The 23,309-nt window shown below is 59.7% G+C and carries 8 protein-coding genes, 1 tRNA gene and 1 pseudogene; all 10 read right to left on the bottom strand.

Going from position 1 to position 23,309, the window contains the following annotated elements:
• Positions 1-30 precede the first annotated feature (30 nt).
• Positions 31-234: a hypothetical protein gene (locus ACRESD_RS17600; protein WP_431752080.1), complete on the bottom strand. Its 204-nt coding sequence runs from the start codon at positions 232-234 to the stop codon at positions 31-33.
• A 2-nt stretch (positions 235-236) separates the two neighbouring features.
• Positions 237-428, bottom strand: coding sequence for a MafI family immunity protein (locus ACRESD_RS17595; protein WP_431752079.1), 192 nt, complete (start codon positions 426-428; stop codon positions 237-239).
• 79 nt (positions 429-507) lie between these two features.
• Positions 508-876, bottom strand: a pseudogene (locus ACRESD_RS17590) (EndoU domain-containing protein); the annotation flags it as partial.
• 11 nt (positions 877-887) lie between these two features.
• The gene (locus tag ACRESD_RS17585; RefSeq protein ID WP_431752078.1) at positions 888-1,118 is read right to left on the bottom strand and encodes a hypothetical protein; all 231 of its coding nucleotides are present in this window, start codon (positions 1,116-1,118) and stop codon (positions 888-890) included.
• Positions 1,118-17,851, bottom strand: a complete 16,734-nt coding sequence (locus ACRESD_RS17580) for a filamentous hemagglutinin N-terminal domain-containing protein (protein ID WP_431752077.1) — start codon at positions 17,849-17,851, stop codon at positions 1,118-1,120. The genes ACRESD_RS17585 and ACRESD_RS17580 overlap by 1 nt, the downstream gene beginning before the upstream one ends.
• A 33-nt stretch (positions 17,852-17,884) precedes the next feature.
• The gene (locus ACRESD_RS17575; protein ID WP_431752076.1) at positions 17,885-19,606 is read right to left on the bottom strand and encodes a ShlB/FhaC/HecB family hemolysin secretion/activation protein; all 1,722 of its coding nucleotides are present in this window, start codon (positions 19,604-19,606) and stop codon (positions 17,885-17,887) included.
• Between the two features lie 293 nt (positions 19,607-19,899).
• Positions 19,900-19,975 (bottom strand) — tRNA-Gly (locus ACRESD_RS17570).
• Between the two features lie 60 nt (positions 19,976-20,035).
• On the bottom strand, positions 20,036-20,596 hold the full coding sequence (gene pgsA / locus ACRESD_RS17565; protein WP_431752075.1) for a CDP-diacylglycerol--glycerol-3-phosphate 3-phosphatidyltransferase: 561 nt from the start codon (positions 20,594-20,596) through the stop codon (positions 20,036-20,038).
• Between the two features lie 32 nt (positions 20,597-20,628).
• A complete protein-coding gene (gene uvrC, locus ACRESD_RS17560; protein WP_431752074.1) occupies positions 20,629-22,452 on the bottom strand; it encodes an excinuclease ABC subunit UvrC in 1,824 nt (607 codons plus the stop codon).
• Position 22,453: 1 nt separating this feature from the next.
• The gene (gene gacA, locus ACRESD_RS17555; protein WP_003190387.1) at positions 22,454-23,095 is read right to left on the bottom strand and encodes a response regulator transcription factor GacA; all 642 of its coding nucleotides are present in this window, start codon (positions 23,093-23,095) and stop codon (positions 22,454-22,456) included.
• Positions 23,096-23,309: the final 214 nt, after the last annotated feature.

Raw genomic sequence — 23,309 nt, 5'->3', positions numbered from 1 at the left:
GCAAATTAAAAATTACTCTGGTTTAATCTACTAATACATCCATTCCACTTCAAAATCAACTAACTGGGCTCGAAGCCCTGCCTCATGCTCGAACCAGTAGTCAACCCCCTCAGCATCACTTTTCTTCAAGTAAATATAATACCCACCAGTGTCGCCATCACGATCATCAGCAACAAAAATTTTCCAGCCTGAATATTCACCAGTGACAACACCCCCCTCCCGAACGATAGACATATTTATATCCTAGTCTGCATAGTCAACCCCAGCAGGTGCTTAAATGGCCCCTCATCTAAATCAAGCCCCATATCTAGAACCAGCAGAACAGCCTCTCTATATTCTTCGTCCGTTATTGAAATATCATATTCGCAAATATGATCGCACAAAATCTCAAAGGCTAGGCTCTCTTCGTTATACGCGACATAATCCAAGGCTCCTTGGAGAAGATCGGGACTTAATCGACCTTCAAATTTTTTCCAAACTTAACGATACGATTTGCAAACATAAATCCTACCTAACTGGCTTGCAAGGTGGAATTGGAGCATCATCAGAAAATACAGCAACAATCTTTCCTGTAGCCGACTGATATACAACTCACATTCGCACGCCATCACGAGTTTCATAAGCAACCCATTTAGCAGTATCTCCTTTAGCTGTATAAGCCCCACCGATTCCAGTTTGCGCGTACCACTTAGTGCTCGTAGATGTCGTGATATCGCCGACCGCGTCAACAATCTTATCTCCTGACCAACTTTTAGGAAAAACGGTCTTCCCCTCCTGTCCCGGCCACATATGCCCATCACTGCCTGGCTTATCACCGTACAAAATATGTTGCGTTGCTTCAGGAGAAAGAATATCAACGTAGTCCTTTCCAAGTCCTTTTGCACCATCTACATAGCTTTAATCTCTGCAATCAGAGCCAAAAGCTCAGACTCAGTCAACTCAAACTCCTCACCTTCCTCCATTGCCATCAATGTGAGGAGTGTTCGATCCATGGGAGCAGTGATTTCTAAGCCATGATTTTGATAGATTTCAAAAGCCACTTTAGAAATCCTAAATACATCGAAACCATTAACTAGTGCTTTTTCTAAATCTATAGCGAGATCGATTTGTGAATACATTATTCCCAACTCTTCAATTCTGCACCTGTAGGAGGATAATGTTGCGCACTAACTGGCTGCCCATTAATACTTTTAGGGTGAACCCGTATGACGCTCCCTGAATGATCATAGCTTTCCATCCACTGTCTAGTAGAGCCAGTCGTAGGATTGTACTCCGTAGCAAAGGAAGCACCACGAGTAGCCCCCTCAGTTCGAGCAGGAACTTCCTGCGTGTAATAACGAATTCGTCCATCCGGAAGTATTTTTGTAACCGCCGCTGTCTCTTGTGCTTTCTGTAGGCCTGAAAGCTTCGCCCTCAAAGCAGCTTGGGCATTAACACTTGCGGCTCCACTTGAGATTGTTGCGGTTTCTTTTGCCCCAACAGCAACACCAGGCTTAGCCCCAGGAATCCCCAGCCCAGCAATCGCTAACGTCCCGAATAGAATATTACCCGCAGCATTCCATCCGTCACCGTTGATAGCCTGGTTTGCACCGTAACCGGCTTGAAGCACCCCATTGGCCGCAGCAGCAATTCGAACAGTAGCGCCTAAAGGACCAGAAAGTCCATAAATGGCAGGATTGCCGATATTCGCGAGACCTTGCTGCTCGTAACTCTCTCGTAAGACACCTTTGGCATCCTTGTAAGTCAGTTCATTTGCGCTTTTGTCGCGAGTCCAAGAGAGCTTTTCTAGCCAACCCAGTTCGGCGCGAGCGGCGTCACCGTAGGCATTTTTTACCTCGGTGGTCCCTGCGTAATAGAAATCGGTGGTGGGGGTCGGCCCATTTTTCAGCAGGTTCTCTAGATCTATACGTGCCTTTGCTTCGCCCTTTGACGCCACTTGCTCATAGGTATAGACCTGAAGGTAGGCCGTTAACTCGGATACATCGTCCTTGGATAAAGATCCCGGATCTTTTTTATAGGCTGCCAGCAAATTGTCGCTGCGTTGATCAGCTCCCTCCAAGGAAACAAGTTTTTTAGCGGCGTCTATCCCTCGGTCCTTCTCAAAATTCTCCCGAGCTTTATCTCGTTCAGGTGCAGAGTGATCGCCTAAAAAGTTGTACTGCGTTGAGTTCTGCGCAATCCACTTCCCTTTCTCCAGTTTGCTCGCATCCACATCCTTTTGAGCAGCGGCGGCCAAGACGCCGACAATTTGAGAACTCATGGTCAATAAGCGTTCGTCGCCCTTAACCAGCTTGTTAAGGTCTGCGACCAAAGCTTCGTTAGCCCCGGCTGCTAATGCACCCGTTTTGAAATCACCGCCTGTCGCCTCTGCCAACAGTCCTCCGACCATGGCATGAATGGCAATTTTTGGCACAGAACCATCGGCGACTACGCCTTTGGTGTAATCGCCCACAGCGTTAAAGCTAGCGGCAGCTAAGGTATTGAACAAAGCACTTTTCAACGCATCACTGGCACTACCACCTTGCCCGAGGGCTTTGCTCAGCAACATAGAGGTGCCATTTTGAAGCGTTTGGTTCGCGGCAAACTGCCCCACACCGTTCACGGTGTATAACTTCGGCCCGACAACTTTGCCAGTGGCCGCATCCGTATGTGTCCCGGTCCAACCATCAAAATAGGCAGCGGTTAAACCAGCTGTAACGCCGGAAATGACGTACCCCTTCATCGCATCCGATGAAGTAACGTCCTTCAGCACCGCCCCCAGGTTGCCCCGGTTATTGATGACGCTCACGGTGGCGTTGGTAGCCGCCCCAGACGCAACGGCACCAAGGGCCGCGCCGGTCACCGTCCCTCCGGTCAGTCCTGCTGCCATAGGTCCAACGACCGCCGCCATCACAATCGCAATAATGATCTGCGACGCCGGCCCGAGCCCCGAGTTGCTGTATTTGAAGCTATCGTGGATTTCCTTGACCTGATGCCAGTCCACATCACCGCGTTTTTCGGCATCCTTGAGCCAGGCCAGTTGTGGATCAGCCTTGACCATCGCGTCGATGGATTGGCTGACGGTTTGCTGGTTGACCTGAGTAACATCAATCTTCAGGCCGTTCACCGCGTTGATCGCGATACTGCCCGCAGCCACCATTTGGGTCTGGCGCACGGTCTCGTCAGTGTTGCCCTTGCCCTTGGCCGAGACCCAGAACGCGTTGTTGTTGGATTTCTCATGGCTCTCTTGATGCAGATCCTTGACCGCCTCAAAAGTAATACCCCCACCACTGTCCAGCGTGATGTCCTCACCACTTTGGAGCTTGGCCGCTTGATACAGCTGATCACTGCCACTCTTGAGCGTGAGGTCCCCACCCGTCTTGATCTCGCTCCCGATGTTGGTGACCTGTGTCACCTCATCGCGCTGGGTTTTGGTTTTGCCCCAACTCCCCTTCTTCTTCATGTCATACAGCGAGTAATCACTGTCTTCCGCCGCCAGCAAGCCAAGGCGATCCCCCGCCACCAGGTAAGCGTCGTCCCCGGCGCTGATGCGGCTGGCAATCATGGCCAGGTCTTTGCCGGCGCTGAGGGTGACGTCGCCGCCAGCGTTGAGCACTGAAGACACTTGGCTGACGTGGTCTTCCTGGCGTTTGACGGTGCGGGTCTTGCTGGTGGAGTGCTCTTCATCGGCTGCCGACGACACGCTCAGGTTCTCGGTGGCCGAGATGGAGAGGTCGCGCTTGGCGTCGATCAGGCTGGCGATGGCGGTGAAGTCGCGGCCGGCTGCCACATTCAGGTCACGCCCGGCTTCGACGCTGGAGCCGTTTTGCGTGGTGGTTTGCGAACGCAGGAACTTGCCCACATCGATGTTGGTACGCTGCTCCGCCGAGTCGATGTGTACGTCACGCCCGGCGGCGATGGTGGTGTCTCGTCCGCTTTTGAGCACACCGCCGATGTTGCTGACGTCGCGTCCGGCCTTGAGGCTCATGTCGTTGGCCGCTTCGATGCGCGCGGCACTGTCGGCGAAGTCACGGGTCAACGACTTGCCGGTGCTGTTATCGATAGTGGTCACGGTGCGTTCGTTGATCACGTCGCCCTTGATGGCCGTCAGGGTGACGTCGCGACCGTGGATGATGCCGCTGGATTTGTTGATGATGTTGTTGCCGGCCAGCAGGTCCAGGCGGTTGCCGGCTTCGATCAGGCCGCTGTTGGTCAGGTCGTTGCCGGCCTTCGCCGACAGGTTGTTGGTGGCGCGCAGGGTGCCGGCGTTGAGCAGGTTTTCTCCCGCGATCAGGTTCAGGTCGTTACCGGCGATTAACGCGCCGTTCGGTGCCAGGCGATTGTCGGCCTGGGCCAGGTACAGCACCGGCACCAGGACTTTCTCACCATTCACCTCATGCTCTTCCAGCCAGACGATGTCATGGGTCAGCGCGGCGACCTGTTGCGAGGTCAAGGTGACGCCCACGGCCAGGTTGAGCTGTTGCCGGCTGGCCAGGGCATTGTCCATCAGGTACTTGAACAGCTTTTCGTTGGTGTTCTGGCCGTCGATGAAGCGCTGGCCGGTGCGCTCGACCACGGCCTGCTGGATCAGGCGCTGTTCATACAGGCCGTCGCCCAGGCGCTTGGCGCTTTCGTCGGGGTTGTAACCGAGACCCGCCAGCAGGTAGTCCGAACTCATGAACTGCTTGAGTTCGGTGAGTACCGGGTTGGTTTCGATCAGGTACTTGTGGGGTTGCGAGACGGCGCTGCTGGTCGGCACGCCTTGCACGCGGTGAAGGGTCTGACTCGCTACCGGGGTCGACGGTTCGACAGCGGCAATCGGCTGGGTAACCGAAGGGGCCGGGTTGACAACGCCGGGTGTTGGCGTCAGCACCAAGGGCTGGATGTCAGGACGAGGTGTCGCGGCCTGGCTGCCGGTGGCGATGACGTCGCGCTCTGCCGTGGCCAGGTTTGGCACGGTCAAATCGGGACGAGTGGCCTGCGGCTGGTTGGCGTTGACTTTGACGTCACGGTCCGCGGTGGTCAGGCTCGGCACCTTCAGATCCGGCTGAGCAGTGCCTGCGCCAGTAGGCGCGGTGACCACGATGTGTGCGTCACGCTCGGCGGGAGTCAGTCCGGGTAGGTCAAGGTTCGGCCGCGACACTTCGACCGTGGGCTGGGTACCACCTGCCGGGTTCTGGATGCCGATCCCATCGACACGGGTGATGTCACCCACGCGGGTATGCCCCGCTTGCCAGGTGCCAGTGTCTGCATTGCCGACGCCGGCAATGTTGATCGCCGTGGCGCTGGCACCAATCCCACTGGCCTCACGCGCAGCCACCGAAACCTGGCGGGCACTGGCGGACAGTTGCGTGACGTCTTCCAACTGGATCTGGCGCCCTTGGGTGCCAGGCAGGTTTTGTTGGCGTTGCGCCAGACCGACACTGGTCCCACCCAGGGTCCAGCTCTGAGGGCCGACAGTGCCTTGGGCGGCCTGGCCGTCACTGGCGCCCTGCCCGCTCAAGCGGAACAAACCGTTTTGCCCGGTGGGCAAGCTGAAGCCTGGCAATGTCACCGGGTTGACCTGACGCTGGGCCAGGTCGGGTGGCAGTTGCGAGGTGATCACCGGCTTGATGGTAGAGGCGAATACATCGGAGTTGGTGTTGTGGTTTTGCGCCGGGATCTTAATGTCCGTGGCATACGCACGAATGACGCTGTTGTCGATTTTACGGGTCGCATTGACCGTGACCGAACCGGCGGCCTGGATGACTGCCTGGGCAATGACACTGCCCGAGGTCGGTACGACATAACTGCTGGTATTGAAGAAGTTACCGATCCCGGCCATGACCTTGTCGAGGGTCATTTCACCCGGGCGATAGTTGGCCGAGGCTGGGTTATTGGTGTCGTTGAACTGGCCCATACGGTTGATGAAGGTGCTATAGAAGCCACGATTACGGGTGTAGAAGCCAGATGTCATGTGGCGCTCTTCACCCCCGGCTGCACCGGTGTTGTTCAGCACATCGGTGTTGACCAGGATGTTGCCCGCAGCGGAGACCGAGCTGTACAGGTTATTGAACGTCTGGCTGCCAACCGTCAGGTCTCCACCGGCATTGATGAACGCGGTGGCGGAGCTGCCGGTGATCACGTCCTCGGACTTCTCGACCGCGTTGAAGTACAGCTCGCAGCCTTTGCCTTTGCAGTTGTCGTTGGAGAAGATACTGATGTTGCCCGAGACCACTTTTTTCTCGGTGCTGAATTGGTCCCGACGGTTGCTCAGGTTGTCCGTGAGCAAGCGCATGTTGCCGGCGCTTTCCATGGTACCGGAGACGTTCTCGATCAAGGCGCTACGGTTCCCCGCGTCATCTCGTGCGATGTCCAGGCCACCGAGGCTGTAGACGTCGCCAAAGCGGTTGCTGAAATCATTGACCCGCAAGGTCATGTCGCTGCCGCTGAAGAGCAGCCCTTTGTCATTCAGCAGGTGGGTGGCGTTCAGGCGAACCTTTTCCGAGCCGCCTAGAGAGCCGTAGTTGTTCAAGGTGGTGGCGTCGATCGTCAGGTCACCGATGGCGCTCACCCGCCCGCGGTTGTTCACCACGGCGCTGCTGATCCGAGTGGTTGCGCCCCCGGCAATACGAGCCCCCTCGTTCAAGTCCAGGCTGGCGCTGGTGAGGCTCATGTCCCCTACGCTGCTGAGCCGGCCGCTACCGCTGTAACCACCGGCCAAATGCAGCGCCATGCTGCCGTCACTGTTGATCGAGCCGTTATTCGCCCAGTTGCCACCGTTGCCTTCCAGATGCGTCGAGGCCAGGAGTTGGCCCGTTTCGGTCTGGTTGAGGTTATTGACGTTCACCGTCAGACGCCCGGCCTGGATCACGCTGCTGTTGGTCCAGCTGTCCGCCGCCAACGTCAGGCCACCTTGAGTCACCACGTTGCCACCGGCATTGGTGAGGTTCGCGGTGGCGATATCAAAGGTCCCGGTGCCGCTGTGTAACAGGCTGCCGCCCTGGTTCTGGAAACCACCGGCATTCACCGTCAGGTCGCTGTTGCGCGCCTCCAGGCGGCCATTGCGGTTATCAAACACGCCGCCCACTTGGAAGTCGGTCTTGCCACTGTTGTCCATGGCACGCAATTGACCGCCCTGGTTATCCAGGCTGTTGGCGCGCACGTTCAGGACGGTGTCGCTTTCGATAATCCCCGAACGGTTGCTGAGTTGGCCGCTGAGGCCCAGGTCAATGCGGTTCGCCGCCACTTGCCCGGAGCTGTTATCCAGCCACACGCCGCCGACCCGCAACAGGTCCTTGGCATACAAGCCGCCATAGGCGTTCGCGAAATAATTGGCGTTGACCACCGCATCGCCGGGTTGTGCAGCGATTCGGCCGTGCTGGTTATCGACACTGCCGGCCACCAGGTTCAAACGCTGGCCTTGAATCACGCCACCTTTGTTGCTCTGGCCATAACCATTGAGCAGCCTGTCGCCAACGTTGGCGTCCAGCAGGCCTTTGAGACTGGCCAGTGTGCCGTCCTGGTTATTCAAGGTGGTGGCCTTGGCGGTCACGTCACCGGTTTGTGCCAGAAGCTTGCCGCCTTCGTTATCGAGGTCGCCGCTGATGTCCAGGTTCAGGCCGCTTTGGCCCTGCACCACACCCGCCCGGTTACTCAGGCCGACAGCCTTCACTTGCAGGTCGCCAGCTTGGCTGTAGATCAAGCCGTCGACGTCGTTTTGCAGGACCCCGGTGCTGGTGATTGCCACGCGATCCTTGGCGGCGATGGTGCCGCCCTGACGGTTGTCGATACCACCGGCTAGCAGGGTCAGCAGGCTTTGGCTGGCCATCTGGCCGCCCTGGTTGTTGACCTGCATCGCGCGCTGTAACAGCAGCGGGCCGGCGCTGGCCAATTTGCCGCGGGTGTTGTCGAGGGTGCCCAGCAGGTTGAGGGTCAAGCGACCATTGCTGGCGAGCGTGCCGCCTTGGTTGTGCAGGTCGGTGCCGGTGACGGCCAAGGCTTGTTGCGCATTGACGGTACCTGCCTGGTTGTCCAGGGTTGCGGCTTGTACGTCGAGGTCGGCGCCACTGTCGATCAGGCCACCGCTGGCGTTGTTCAGCACGCCGGTGACGATGAGGCTTTGCCCCGCACCACTGGAAAGAATGCCGCCGCTGTTGTTGAGGCTGGCAGCACTGACGTTCAACCGGCCTTGGCTGACCAGCGCACCGGCACCGCCATTGAGCAGCTCGCCGGAAAGGCGTACGTCGACCGCACCACTGCGACTGGATACGGTGCCGTTGTTACGGTTATCGAGGCGGCCACCGCCTACGCTCAGGCCCTGCCAGCCGGAGACCAGACCGTTCTGGTTGATCAGGTTGGTAGCGTTGAGCGTCAGCACTTGGCTGCTGATCAACTTGCCGCCGCTGTTGTCCAGGGTCCCGCTGTTCAGGGACAGGTTTTGCTGGCTGGAAAGCTCGCCGTTCTGGTTGTTGAAGGTGCGCAGACGGTTGAGGGTCAGCGGGCCTTTGGCCAGGATCAGGCCGTTGCGGTTGTCCAGGTCGCTGTTGTTCAAGTCTAGGGTGACGCCGTCTTCGCCCACCACGCGACCGCCTGCCACTGTCAGCGCGCTCAGGCTCAGGTCCATCGCGCCCTTGGCGGAGACTTCACCGCGGTTGCCGGTGTTGAGGCTCGCGGCACTCAGGCTGAGGCGGCCCTGGCTGTTGATCAGGCCGGCGGCGCTGTTGTCCAGGGCCATGGCGCTGAGGGCGACGCCTGCTGTGCCGAGCAGGCTGCCGTTCTGGTTATTCAGGTTGGCACTGTGCACCGTCAACGCCTGGGCAGCGCTGATCAAGCCCTGGTCCTGGTTGTTGAGCAAGCCGTCACTGGTCAGTTGCAGGTCGCTGCGACTGGTCAGGGTGCCGCCCCGGTTGTCCACGGAGCCGACGTGCGTGTTGAGGCTGGCGGCACCGATCAGGCCTTTGACGTTGGCCAGGGCCTGGTTGAGACGCAGGGTCAGGCCCTGGTTGCTCAGGAGTTTGCCGTTGCTGTTGTCCAGGCTTTGCGCGGCCAGGGTAAAAGCTTGGGCGCTGGAGATTTCGCCATTCTGGTTGCTGACGTCAGTGAGGTTCTTGAGGACCAATGGGCCAGTGGCGTTGATCAAACCACCCTGGTTGTTCAACTGCCCGCTGTTCAGGTCGAGGCTCAGATCGCTGTTGCTGAAGAGCTTGCCGCCCTGCTGATCAAGGCCAGTGACGCTGGCGGTGAGGGCCTTGGCGCTACCTATACTGCCGCCGTTGTTCACCTGGCCAGCGCTCAGGTTCAGGGTGTCGCCGCTATTGAGGCGCCCGTCCTGGTTATTCAGCTCGCCAGTGTTGACTGCCACTGCCCCCTTGCCGCTGATGCTGCCTTGCTGGTTGCTCAAACTGGCGCTGCTCAGCACCAAGGCGCCGTCGGTGACCAGTTCACCTTTCTGGTTGTTCAACTGGCCAGCGACATCGAGGTTCATGCCCTGGGCGCTGGAGAGGCTGCCCTGGGTGTTATCGAAGTTACGTGCCTTGATGTCGAGGGTGCCTTCGCTGCTCAGCAGACCCTGGCTGTTGTCCAAGTCACCCGCCAACTCCAGCTGCAACGGTTGTTGACTGAGGATCTTGCCGCCTGTGTTATCCAGGCCGGTGCCCACCAGCATGAGACGCTGGCCACTCAGTTGGCCGCCGTTGCGGTTGAGCAGTTGCTCGACGGTCAGGTTCAGGCCGTGCGCCGCGAATACCTGACCACTGTCGCTGTTATCCAGGCGCTGGCCGGTGACGCTGACGTCAGCGTTGCTGGTCAGTTCACCGGCGCGGTTGTCGATGGCCCCCACGTCGAGTTTCAGCGCTTTTGTGGCGCCTACCAAACCGCCACGGTTATCCAGGCTGGCGCCGCTGACGCGCAGGGTCTCGGTACCGATCAACTGACCTTTCTGGTTGTCGAGGCGGTTCGCGTTGACGGTCAGTTCGGCCTTGCCGGCGATCTCGCCGCCACGGTTGTCCAGGTTCGCGGTGGTCAGCAACAAGGCGCCATCGCCGATCAAGGTGCCGCGCTGGTTATCGATCAAGTCGCTGGCGCTGACTTCCAGGCCGCCACGGCTGCTGATCAAGCCGTCGGTGTTGTCCAGGCTTGCACTGCGGCTGTTGAGGCTGGCGCCGCTGATACGACCTTTGAGGTTGGTCAGGGCCTGGTCGACGCGCAGGGTCAACGCCTGGTTGCTGATCAGTTTGCCGTTGCTGTTATCGAGGTTGCGGGCGGCCAGGGTAAAGGCGTTCTGGCTGGAGATCTCGCCGCCCTGGTTGTTGACGTTGCCAAGGTTTTTCAGCACCAGGATCGGCGCGTTGATCAAACCTGCGTTGTTCACATCACCGTTGTTCAAGTCCACGTTCAGTTGCGTATTACTGAACAGCTCGCCGCCCTGCTGGGTGAGGCCGGTGAGGCTGGCGTTCAGGCTGCCCGCACTGGCGATGCGGCCACCGTTGTTGAGCTGGGTGGCCTTGAGGTCGAGGCTGTCGGCACTGATCACACGGCCGCCCAGCATGTTGTTGAACAAGCCCGTGTTCAGGGTCGCGGCACCCTGGCTTTTGAGCAGGCCCTGCTGGCTGTTGTCGAGGCTGGCGCTGGTCAGGGTGAGCGTTTGGCCGGTCTCGATGATGCCGCCCTGGTTAAGCAGCTCACTGGCGCTGGTGATGTCCAGTTTGCCGGCGCTGGAAAGGCTGCCAGCGGTGTTGTCGAGACGTTGGCCGAGCAGCTGCAAGGTGCCTTCACTGCTGAGCTTGCCTTGGCTGTTGTCCAGTCCCGCCGACAGTTGAATCGCCAGCGAGTGCTGACCGGCAAAGGTGCCTTGGGCGTTGTCCAGGCGAGTGCCGACAAGGCGCGCATCCTGGGCGAACACCAGCCCTTTGGCTTGGTTGATCACCTGGGCCACGGCCAACTGCAGGGCAGTCCCGGCCAGCAGCTTGCCGCCGCTGTTGTCCAGTTGCTGGCCACTGAGTTCGGCGTCTACCTGGCTGGAAATTTCACCGGCGCGGTTATCGACGCTGCCGACCTTGAGTTTCAGCGCTTTTGTGGCCGCGACCAGACCGCCATCGCGGTTATCGAGGGCAGTGCCGGTGAGGTTCAGGTTGCCTTGGGCAACCAGCTCGCCACCTTGTTGCTTCAAGACACCGACAGTCGCATCCATATCCGCTTGGCTGGCGATACGACCTTTACCGTTATTGACGGTATCCAGTGTCAAACGCACCCGCCCGACGGCGCTGATCAAGCCGCCTTGGTTGTTCAGCGACTGGCCCGTAATGCCCAGGGCCTGTTTGCTGTTGAGCACGCCCTCGCGGTTGTCCAACTGGCCGAGGTGCAGGTTCAAGTCCTGATTGGCCCGGATCACGCCGGCGCGGTTGTCCAGGCTGTCACCGCGCACGGTCAGCAGGTTTTGCCCGGACAGGCGCCCTCCACGGTTATCCAGGCTCCCGGCCTGGATATCGATCAACCCCTTGGCCAACACACTGCCTTTGGCCTGGTTGTCCAGCAAACCGGCGACCTTCGCCGTCAGGCTGCCATCGCTGACCAGGCTGCCGGCCTGGCTGTTGTCCAGGCTCGCGGCCGTCACTTGCAAGCGCTGGCCGGCACCCACGGTGCCAGCCTGGTTATTCAGTGCGCCCTGAATCGCCAGGTCGAGACTGACGTCGCCCATGACCTGGCCATTGCGGTTGTTCAAGGTCATGGCGTTGACCACGCTGGCGCCGGCACTGGAGACTTCACCGTCGGCGTTCAGCAGGTCACCGGCCAAGGTCAGGGCAAGGTCTTTCGAACTGCTGAACACCCCATCGCCGTTATCCAGGCTCGCCGCTTGGGCCGTGAGCCCGGCCGCTGAAATCTGGCCTTTGAGGTTGGTCAACGCCTGATCGATTTTGAGGCTCAGCGCCTGGTCACTCAGCAGTTTGCCGCCGGTGTTATCCAGGCTTTGCGCCGCCAGGGTGAAGGCTTGCTTGCTGGAAATCTCACCGCCTTGGTTGACGACGTCCGACAGGTTCTTGAGCACCAGTGGGCCCGGCGCGTTGATCAAGCCGCCAGCGTTGTTCAAATGGCCCTTGTTCATGTCCAGGGTCAGGGCGCTGGTGCTGTACAACTGGCCGCCGCCTCGCTGGTCGAGGCCGGCGAGGCTGGCCGTGAGGGTCTTGGTACTGGCGATGCGACCGTCTCCACGGTTGTCCACCTGCCCCGCCACCAGGTTAAGGCGATCGGCACTGGTGAGGCGTCCGCTTTGCTGGTTGTTGAGGTCGCCAGTGATGACCTGCACCGCACCGTCACCGATGATTTTCCCGCCACGGTTGTCGAGGCTGGCACTGTTCAAGGTCAAGGCAACGGCACTGAGCAGCTCGCCTTGCTGGTTGCTGATCGCCCCGGCGGTGCTCAATACCCACGGCGCGGCGCTGCTGATACGCCCGCCGTCATTGTTGAGACTGGCCGCGTGTACGTTCAGGCCGCCATCGCTGCGTAGCGCGCCGTGCTGGTTGTTCAACTGATCACTCAAGGTCATGGCTAGCTCGCGCTTGGCGAACACGCTGCCCTGGCCGCTGTTGTCCAATTGCGCGGTGTTGAGGTTGATCGATTGCTGCCCGGAGATGATGCCTTTGAGCTGGTTGTTCAGGCGCTGCAAGGTCAGTTGCATGTCGCCATTGGCCAGCAGGCGCCCGCCGTTGCTGTTATCGAATTGACTGCCGGTGAGCGTCAGGCCGGTGACGCTGGAGACTTCGCCACTGCGGTTATCCAGCACGTCGACCGCCAGGGTCATGGCCTTGCCCGAGTTGAGCAGGCCACCGTCGCGGTTATCCAGGGTCGTGCCGTTGGCCTGCAACTGATCTACCGCCGTGACGCTACCGCCACGGTTGTCGAATTGGCCGACGGTCAGGTTCAGGTCGCTCTTGCCGGTGATACGCCCCTTGGCCTGGTTATCCAGGCTGGCGGCGGTCAATTGCAGTTGCGCGCTGGCGGCAAACAATCCGGCCTGGTTGAGCAGTTGGCCGCTGATCAGGGCGTTCAGCGTGCCGTCGCTGGTGAGTTTGCCCTGGGTATTGTCGAGGCTGGCGGCGCTCAGGTTCAGGGCTTGGCCCGTGACCAGGCGGCCATTGCGGTTGGACACCGCCTGTGAATGATTGAGGGTGAGCAGCTTGTCGCCCTGGACCAGGCCATGGCTGTTATCCAGCGACGCGCCGCTCAGAGTGGTGCTGGCGCCAAGGATTTCGCCCTGATGGTTGTCCAGTGTCGCGTCGACGTGAGCCGTCAGGCCATCGCGGACTTTGAGCGCGCCGTCGGCGTTCACCAGGCTATTGGCCCGCAGGTCCAGCCCAGTGGCAGAAACCAGCCCCTTGGTATTGTCCAGGGCCTTGGCGATACGTACCACCAGCCCTTGCTCACTGAGCAACTTGCCGCCGCGGTTATCCAGGCTGTCGGCGGTGAATGTCAGCGCCTGGGTGCTGGAGATTTCCCCGCCCTGGTTATCCACGCTGGCAAGGTTGTTCAGCAGTAACGCGCCCGGGGCATGGATCAAGCCGCCCTGGTTGTTCAGATGACCGTGGTTCAGGTCCAGGCTCACGCCCGCCTGGCTGTAGAGGTTGCCCTTGGCGCTATTGTCGAGGCTGGCGGCGCTCAGTTGCAGGTTGCCGACAGCCGTGAACAGGCCGGTCTGGTTGAGCAACTGCCCGGCAATACGTGCCGTCAACCGACCATCACTGGTCAGCTTGCCGCCGCTGTTATCCAGGCTCGCAGCGGTGATGTCGAACGCTTGGGCACCAAACAACGTGCCCTGACGGTTATCCACGGCGCCCAGGCTGTTGAGGTTCAGCGTGGCATCACCTTGGAGCAGGCCCTGGCGATTGTCCAGGGTACCCACAGTGACCGAGGCGGTGCGCGCAAGCAGCTTACCGTTGCGGTTATCCAGCGCATCATCGACCTGCAACACTACGCCTTCGGAGGCACTGAGTGTGCCTCCCAGGTTATTCAGGCTGCCGGCACGCAGTTCCAGCGCCTTGGCGGACACCAGGCCCTTGGTGTTATCCAGAGCGCGGGCGATGCGCAGGGTCAGTGCTTGTTCACTGAGGACCTTGGCGTTGCTGTTATCCAGCGTCTCGGCGGCCAGGATGAACGCCTTGCTGCTGGAGATTTCGCCACCTTGGTTGGCGACGTTGTTGAGGTTGCTCAGCAGCAATTGGCCCGGCGCGGTGATCGCACCGCCCTGATTGTCCAGGTGGCCGCGATTGAGGTCGAGGCTGACATCACCCTGGCCGAACAGCCGGCCGTCATTGTGCTGGTCCAACCCGGTCACGCTGGCGTTCAGCGACTGGCCACTGCTGATACGCCCACCGTCGCTGTTGTCTACCTGGCCGGCCTTGAGGTCCAGTTTGACGTCACCGCGCAAGGTCCCTTGCTGGTTGTTCAGGCCACCGCCCAGCAACAGGTCGAGATGATTGTTCGTGTATATGCTGCCCTGACGGTTATCCAGGGTGGCCGCGTTGAGTTTCAACACGCCTACCGCCCCGAGGTTGCCGTTGCGGTTATCAAGGGCGCCGCCGGCCAGGGTCAGGTCGGCTTTGCTACTGATTCGTCCCTGGCGCTGGTTGTCGAGGCTGCCCAGGCTCAGGCTGAGATTGCCGGTAGCAGCCAGCACACCGGCCTGATTGAGCAGGTTCCCGGCGATTGCGGCGGTCAAGGCACCGTTGCTGGTGAGCTTGCCGTCGGTGTTGTCCACATTCGCGGCAGTGAGCGCGAACGTATTACCCGCTGCCAGGGTGCCGTTCTGGTTGATCAGGGCGCCGCTGCGAATGGTCAGGGAGCGGTCGCCTTGAGCCTGACCGCTGCTGTTGTCCAGTGCACCAGCGGTCAATGAAAGTTCGTTGGCCACCAGCTTGCCGCTGCGATTGTCCAGCAGGCCGTCCACGCTCAGGTTCAAACCATCGCGCGCACTCAGCGTGCCGCTCTGATTGCTGAAGCGACCGGCCCGGGCCTCCAGGCTTGTGGCCGAAACCAGACCCTTGGCGTTTTCCAGTGCATGGGCGATACGCAGTGTCAGCGCTTGCTCGCTCAAGACCTTGCCATGGGTGTTATCCAGGCTGTCCGCTTGCAGGCTGTAGCCCAGGGCGCTGGAGATTTCCCCGCCTTGGTTGGCGACGCTATTGAGGTTACTCAACAGCAGCGACCCCGGTGCGTTGATCAACCCGCCCTGGTTATTCAGATGGCCACGATTGAGGTCCAGGCTCAAGTCGCCCTGACTGTAGAGCCGACCGTCGTTGTGCTGGTCCAGGCCGGTTACGTTGGCGCTGAGGGTCTTGCCATTGATGCGCCCGCCCGCGCTGTTATCCACTTGCCCGGCGCGCAGTTGCAGGGTGCCTCCGGCGCTTAGCTGACCGCCCTGATTGTTCAGGTCGGCGCTGCTCAGTTCCAGAGCCTGCCCGCTTGCCAGGGTGCCATTGCGGTTGCTCAGGGTGCCACTGTTGATCTTCAGCAGACTGTCGCCCTGCACCCGACCTTGGGCGTTGTCCAGCGAACCCGCCGTGAGCCGCACATCACGGCCCAGGATTTCACCGCTGTGGTTGGCCAGCGTGGCGTCGACGGCCAGGGTCAGCGCTTGCTCACTCACGACCTTGCCGCTGCGGTTATCCAGGCTGTCAGCTTGCAGCGTGAAACCGGTAGCGCTGGAGACTTCCCCGTTGCGGTTATCGACGGTATTGAGGTTGCTCAGCAGCAATTGGCCGGGGGCACTGATCACGCCGCCCTGGTTGTCCAGATGCCCGCGATTGAGGTTCAGGTTCAGGTTCGCGCGGCTGGAGAGACGGCCACCGGCGTTGTTCAGGCTGGCAACATCGACCTGCAAGCCGGTGGCCGCAATCAGACCCACACTGTTATTCAGGGTCTCGGCAATCCGTAGGGTCAGCCCTTGGTCACTGAGCAACTTGCCAGCAGTGTTATCGACAGTGCGTGCCGCAACGGTAAACGCCCGCGCACTGGAAATTTCGCCCTGGCGGTTATCCACGCTGTTGAGGTTGTCGAGGGTCAATTGCCCTGTCGCGTTGATTAGCCCGCTGCGGTTATCCAGATGCCCCTGGTTGAGGTTCAGGCTCAAGTCGGTGTTGCTGTAAAAACGGCCGCCGTCGTGTTGATCGAGGCTGCGCAGATTGGCAGTCAGACGTTGGGCGCTGGTGATCTGGCCCGCGGCACTGTTGTCCACCGCACCAGCGGTCAGGCCCAGGCTGCCTTGGCTGGTGAGCGAACCCTTCTGGCTGTTGTCGAGGGTGCCCGCGCTGACCTGAACGGCCTGGACCGCCGCGATCCGACCGCCCTGGTTGTTGATCAGGCCTGATGCGTTGAGACTCAACGCCTGACCGGCCGATACCAGCCCCGCCACGCTATCCAGCGCCGCCAGTTGCAGCGTCACCTGCGCCTGGCTCGACAACTCGCCCTGGCGGTTGATCAATTGCCCGATACCCGCCGTCAGGTTGCCAGTGCTGGTGACCAGGCCACCTTGGCTGTTCAGCAATTGGTCGGCGGTAACCCCGAGGCTACCCGCGCTGAGGATGCGGCCTTGATTTTGGTTATCTACGCGTGTTGCCGTGAGTTGGGCATCCCGTTGCGCGCTCAAGGTGCCGCCTTGGTTGGCCAGCTCGCCGGCATTGACGGTGAGGTCGCGACTGGCAATGACGGTCTTGCCGGTGTTGTCGATCGCTTGTGCCTTTAAGCGCACATCACCCTGGGCATTACGGCTGTTATCGGCGTTGACGCCCGCCTCGATAATCCCGTTATTGGTCAACCGCCCAGCGGCGTCCAGCGTGATGCTGTCCTTGGCGGCCAGGGTTTGCTGATTGGTCAGCGCGCCTTGGGTTTTCACCGACAGGTCAGTACCGGCGTAGACCGCGCCCTTGGCTTCCAGGCTGGCAGCCTTGACCGCCACCGCCGTACCGGCCGAGGTCTGGCCCATGACCACATTGCCCGCAGCATCGATCTGGATATCACCACCGGCTACCATGTCGCCAGACAGCTTCACGCCGACGCCCGCTTCGGTGCCGACCAGCTTCACCGCGCCCACATACATGCCGCCCAACGCCGACGAGTCAATCGCCAAGTCTGGCACCGCACTGCCATCTGCCGCCCGTGCCGTGGCATTCAGGGTGCGTGCATCCACGTCGTTACGCCCAGCGACGATGGTGAGTTTTTTCGCCTGAATCTGCGCATTAATCGTGGTGGCGCGGGTGATGATTTCGAACTGGTCGACGTTGCTGGCATTCAAGCCCGCACCTTCGATGGCGACGCTACCCTTATCAACTTGATAACGACTGATCTGACCGTTCTCGACCACCGCTTTACCGGTGGTCAGCGTGGCTTGAGGCGTGTTGATAAAACCGCAGCCATTGCAGCTGATGCCATACGGGTTGGCGACGATGACGTGAGCCGACTGCCCCGCCACCTCGGTGTAGCCACGCAATTGGCTGGGGGTGCCACCGTTGACTTCGTTGAGAATGATATTGGCGGCGGTACCGTTGAAATTCGGGTTACCGACGATGATGCCGCCAAGCTGCGTGGACTGTGTGCGGCTGGTGGCGTTGTTGAGGATGACCCCATTGGCGCCAACGTTGTAATCATGAAACTGGTTGTGCGACAGCCCATTGGCATTCGGCGCGGCAATGTTGACGATCGGCACGCCATTGCCCGCCTGGCCGAGCGTGGTGCCCGGCGCATTCACCACAATGCCTTCGGCCTGGGCCAGCAGCGGTTGCCAGAACATGGCATTGGCCAGGATCAACGCCAACCCACGTTTAGGCAGCCCCAGGAAATGGGAACGGCTTTTTACGGCAGCAGAAGGCTGGCGCGCGAGGAAGGCGTACTGGCGAACGTCCATGTCATGTCTCGATGCCCGAAGGCGGTAAAAAATTTAAAGGAAAAAATCCAGGCGGAAATAGATCGGCGCTTCACGTTCCGTGATGGCGGCCGGTCGTTCCAAAGAGTGGGCAAAGGTCACGCTGGCGGCGACGTTTTTGCCACGGGCAAACAGCTCCACCGCGTTGCTGCTCATGCGCCCGTGCTGCTCGCCGTTGTAGCGGTCGCGACTGATCACGCCTTGGTCGTAGCCGAGGCTGGTGCCGTATTCGGACAGCACCGGTTGCAGCCAGGCCCAGGTCACCGGGCGGCTCCAGCGCAGGTCGTTGCGCCAGTAGCCGCCGCTGTCGCCGGCGAGCATTTGATCCTTGTAGCCACGGATCGACGACTGCCCGCCGAGGCTCATGCGCTGCGGACTGAACAGCACGTCTTCACTGTGCTGGCCGGTCATCAAACTGTTGAAGCTGAACGACTCGCCCCACAGTTTGAACGGGTACAGGTAGCTCACCGTGGCGGTGTATTTGCGGTAGCGCGCATCCGGCTGGCCGGGGCCTGCGCGGCGATTGGACTGGGCGTCGAAGGCGCCGATGCCGTCCTGCATGCCCAAGTCAATGTTGAGAAATGAACTGCCGATGCGCCGACCGTGGTTGATGCCGAACTGGGCTTCGCTGAGGCGGTTGCTGCTCAGGGCCAGCTTGCTGTCTTCGATGAAATTGTTGGTGCGCAGGTAAGCCACACCAGTGTTCAGGGAGGTTTTGCTCAGGGCGTCGCGGTGAATCACGCGCTCCAGGCGCAGTTGATGATTCTGGCTATCCCCGGTCTGTTTGAATTTGAAATTGTTCGCCTCGGCCTGGGACCGATATTCGCTTTCGCTGTAGCTGTAAGTAAGGTTCCACCATCCAAACGGCAGGCTGTAATTGAGCGCCGAGTTGCGCGAGGTCTTCTGGTGATCGCTCACTGCATCGTGGCCACCACGCAGCGACAATTGATCGGCCAGGCCCAGCGGGTTATCCCAATCAAGGTTCGCACCCCACTGCTGCTCACCCGTACTGCGCTGGCCGCCGTTATGCCGTGACAAGCCCACACGCCAAGGTTTTTGCGGGGTGTTTTTGACCAGCACATCGCTGCCGCCCACGGCTTTGCCCGGCGCCAGTTCCATCTGCGCCTGGTTCGACGGCAGGCGGTTTAACTGGTCCACCATCTGCTCGATTTCCCGCAGGTTGAGCAACTCGCCCGGTGTGCCTGGAAAACTCATTGCCAGTTGGCGGTCGGTGATGCCACTGCCCTCGGCGCCTTTTAAACTTTCGAGCTTGCCTTCCACTACCTGGATCTTGAGATTGCCACTGGAGAGATCCTGCTGCGGCAGGTAGGCGCGGCTGGTGACCAGTCCTTTGGCGAGATAGCGGTCGGTGATGACCTTGAGCACTTCATTGAGCTGCGGCACACCCAGGCATTGGCCGATGTAGGGCTTGATCAGCTCGGCGCGCTCGTCTTCGGACAGGGCATCAGCGCCGGAGAGTTCGATGGTTTTGATCGGGAAGCAGCGGGTGTCAACAGGCGTGGTCGGCGCTGTGGGCGCTGCAGATTTCCCAGGCAGGTCTTTGAGCTCTTCGAGGCGGCGTTGCTGCTCTTCGAGCAGACGGTCCTGGCGGTCGCGGATCAGATCGGTGATGCCGGGGGCATTTTGCGGGGGAGCGGCTTGCGCCAATCCGCCTGTGCTCAGGCAAAAAAAAGCGGACAGCAGGGCTAGCCTGGTCCGACGTTCCAAACGCCACATTTCAAGATCCCTCTATCATGGCACCGAGCCACTAATCGGCGGCGATGATAGGATGGCGAAATGATGGCGTCAATTAAATGTACAACTTTGTGTCACCATTGATACATGCAGGAATAGCATGCGCAGCCACCGCCGCTGCAATGGCGATCATCATAAGTGACAGGCTATTACAGCAGCCGAGCGCATAGTTTCTAGCGGAATGATAGAAGGTGCTGAAGCCTGTGCTTCCAGTACGGAACATAAATTTCAGGCACAAAAAAAAGCCACTCATTGAGTGGCTTTTTTCTGAATCTTGGAGCGGGAAACGATACTCGAACTCGCGACCCCGACCTTGGCAAGGTCGTGCTCTACCAACTGAGCTATTCCCGCTTGGTGATGCGCATTCTATAGAAATCTCAGAGTCCGTCAACCTCTTGATTCAAAAAAGTTTTATTTCTTTTCAACGGTGGTGCGCAGATGAGGCCAGGCTGCACGCAAATACTGGAGCATGGACCACAACGTCAGGCCGGCCGCAATCAGCAGCAAGGCGTAACCGATCAGCACCCAGAACGAAAAGTCCGACGGGTTGGCCAGCAGAATCACCAGGGCAAGCATTTGCGCAGCGGTTTTCCATTTGCCCATGTTCGACACGGCGACATGGGCACGGGCGCCGATTTCGGCCATCCATTCGCGCAAGGCCGAGACCACAATTTCGCGACCGATGATCACCGCGGCCGGCAAGGTCAGCCACAGGTTGCCATGTTCCTGTACCAGCAGGACCAGGGCGACAGCGACCATCAGCTTGTCTGCCACAGGGTCGAGGAACGCGCCGAACGGCGTGCTCTGTTCCAGGCGGCGGGCCAGATAGCCATCGAGCCAGTCAGTGGCGGCGGCGAAGGCAAACACCGAACTGGAGGCCACATAGCTCCATTCGTAAGGCAAATAGAACAGCAAAATGAAAATCGGGATAAGCAGGACGCGTAGAACGGTGATCAGATTAGGGATATTCATCGGCACAACTGGCTACGAGGTGAGAAGGCATTCTATTCGCTATGCAGATTGGCATAAATCAATTCAGCGAGCTTTTTACTGATACCGGGTGCTTTGGCTATTTCGTCAATGCTGGCACGGGATAGCTCCTGCAAGCCACCAAAATGTTTAAGCAGGTCGCGACGCCGCGTCGGACCAACCCCCGCCACCCCTTCCAGGGTTGAGGTTCGTCGGGTTTTGCCGCGACGGGCGCGGTGACCGGTAATGGCAAAACGGTGGGCTTCGTCGCGGATCTGCTGAATCAGGTGCAGTGCGGGTGAATCGCCCTTCAAAGTGAACTCATGGGCGGCATCATTCAAGTACAACGTTTCGAAACCGGCCTTTCGCGTGGCGCCCTTGGCCACGCCGAGCAGAATCAGGTCGGGCACCGCCAGCTCGTTGAGCACGTCACGGGCCATGGACAACTGCCCCTTGCCACCGTCCACCAGTAGGATATCGGGCAGCTTGCCCTCCCCGTCCTTCAACTTGCTGAAGCGTCGCGTGAGGGCTTGGTGCATCGCGGCGTAGTCGTCGCCTGCGGTGACGCCTTCGATGTTGTAGCGCCGGTAATCGGATTTGATCGGCCCTTCCGGTCCGAACACCACACAGGAGGCCACCGTGGCCTCGCCGCTGGAGTGGCTGATGTCATAGCACTCCAGTCGCTGCGGTGGCTCGTCCAGGTCAAGAACCTCGGCGAGGGCGTCGAAACGGGCGGCAACGTGCTGTCGATTGGCCAGGCGCGCACCCAAGGCCTGTTCGGCATTGGTCACGGCCAATTGCTGCCAGCGTGCACGGGTACCGCGTACGCGGTGACTGATATCCAGCTCGCGACCGCGCAGTTCATGGATCGCTTCGATCAGCGTGGGGAAGTCTTCATGTACCACGTTGACGATCAGCTCAGACGGCAAGTCGCGCTCTGGACTGCTGACGTAGTACTGGCCCAGGAACGCGGCCATGACTTCGGCGACGTCTTCGTCGATACCGGTCTGCGGAAAGAAATTCTTGCTGCCCAGCACCCGTCCGCCCCGCACGCTGATCAGGTGCACACAGGCCCCCCCCGGGTTGACGAAAGCGGCGATCACATCAACATCGCCGGTACCGCCCTCCATGCTTTGCTGGTCCTGGACACGACGCAGCAGGGAGATCTGGTCACGCAACTCAGCGGCGCGTTCGAAATCCAGGGTGCTGGCGGCTTGTTCCATGGACACCGAGAGCTCATCGGTGAGCGCATTACTGCGCCCTTCAAGGAACATGACGGAATGTCGCACATCCTCAGCGTACTCTGCCGGCTCGACCAAACCCACGCAGGGCGCCTTGCAGCGCTTGATCTGGTATTGCAGGCACGGCCGCGTACGGTTCTTGTAAAAACTGTCTTCGCACTGACGCACAAAAAAAGTCTTTTGCAGCAAACTCAGGCTTTCACGGATAGCGCCGGCGCTGGGGTACGGGCCGAAATACTTGCCCTTCTGCTTCTTCGCACCACGGTGAATGCTCAGGCGTGGGAAGTTGCCATCAGATAAAAACACGTAGGGGTAGGATTTATCGTCACGCAGCAGGATGTTATAGGGCGGCCGCCATTCCTTGATCAGCGTCTGCTCAAGCAGCAGCGCTTCAGTTTCATTGGCGGTAATGGTGGTTTCGACCTGGGCGATACGCGCCACCAAGGCAGCGGTTTTCGGCGCAAGACCGGTCTTGCGAAAGTAGCTCGCCAGGCGGTTCTTCAGGTTCTTGGCTTTGCCGACATACAGCAGCCGTGCCTCGCTGTCGAACATGCGGTATACGCCGGGGCGGCCACTGCAGGTCGAGAGAAAGGCACTCGGATCAAACGGTGTGGTCATGTCAGGCGCTGGCGTCCACCATGCCGTGGCGCACCGCGAGCAAGGTCAATTCAACATCACTGCTGATGGCCAACTTCTCGAAGATGCGATAGCGGTAGGTGTTGACCGTTTTCGGCGATAGGCACAGCTTATCGGAGATCGTTTGCACCTTCTGGCAACCGACGATCATCAAGGCAATCTGGATTTCCCGCTCCGACAGGGCGTCAAACGGCGAATCACTGGTGGGCTGAAATGACTTGATCGCCAACTGCTGGGCAATCTGCGGGCTGATGTACCGTTGGCCGGCAAACACCAGACGAATGGCCTGCACCATCTCCGCCAGGCCTGCGCCCTTGGTCAGGTATCCCGCTGCGCCCGCTTGAAGCAGACGCGTTGGAAAGGGATCTTCCTCGCACACAGTGACCACCACGACTTTGATGTCCGGATGGCTGCGCAACAATTTGGTAGTGGCACCAAGACCACCGATCCCTGGCATCTTGACGTCCATCAAAACCACATCGGGTTTCAACTCCCGGGCCTTGATCAGGGATTCCTCCCCTGACTCAGCCTGGCCGACTACTTGCAGGCCATCGATGTCAGCCAGCATTCGTGTAATGCCTGTACGAACGAGATCATGGTCATCGACTACTAGCACCCTAATCAAGCAGACACCTCGCGATATGGTCTTATAGGTTGCTGAACACCTTAGCAAAAAACCAAGGCACAGACCTAGCTGCAAGCGTCATATATATAGAGTTTGAATACCCAGACGCCAACCGCCGCGTGGCGACTGGCTTAATTTGCTGGGCGAAAGGTCAGGAATCCTGGGGTTGCGGCTTGGTTTTGCCATTCACCACAGAAGAGTGCTCGGCCAAGGT

Origin of the sequence: Pseudomonas sp. (assembly GCF_050739995.1) — a bacterium.
GTDB lineage: Bacteria > Pseudomonadota > Gammaproteobacteria > Pseudomonadales > Pseudomonadaceae > Aquipseudomonas.
This window is presented reverse-complemented; position numbering and strand designations above follow the sequence as displayed.

What these genes read in the sequence shown, in the direction of transcription:
- ACRESD_RS17585 (WP_431752078.1), bottom strand. Translation starts at nt 1,118, where the DNA reads ATGTATTCACAAATCGATCTCGCTATAGATTTAGAAAAAGCACTAGTT.
- uvrC (WP_431752074.1), bottom strand. Translation starts at nt 22,452, where the DNA reads ATGACCACACCGTTTGATCCGAGTGCCTTTCTCTCGACCTGCAGTGGC.
- ACRESD_RS17600 (WP_431752080.1), bottom strand. Translation starts at nt 234, where the DNA reads ATGTCTATCGTTCGGGAGGGGGGTGTTGTCACTGGTGAATATTCAGGC.
- pgsA (WP_431752075.1), bottom strand. Translation starts at nt 20,596, where the DNA reads ATGAATATCCCTAATCTGATCACCGTTCTACGCGTCCTGCTTATCCCG.
- ACRESD_RS17580 (WP_431752077.1), bottom strand. Translation starts at nt 17,851, where the DNA reads ATGGACGTTCGCCAGTACGCCTTCCTCGCGCGCCAGCCTTCTGCTGCC.
- ACRESD_RS17575 (WP_431752076.1), bottom strand. Translation starts at nt 19,606, where the DNA reads ATGTGGCGTTTGGAACGTCGGACCAGGCTAGCCCTGCTGTCCGCTTTT.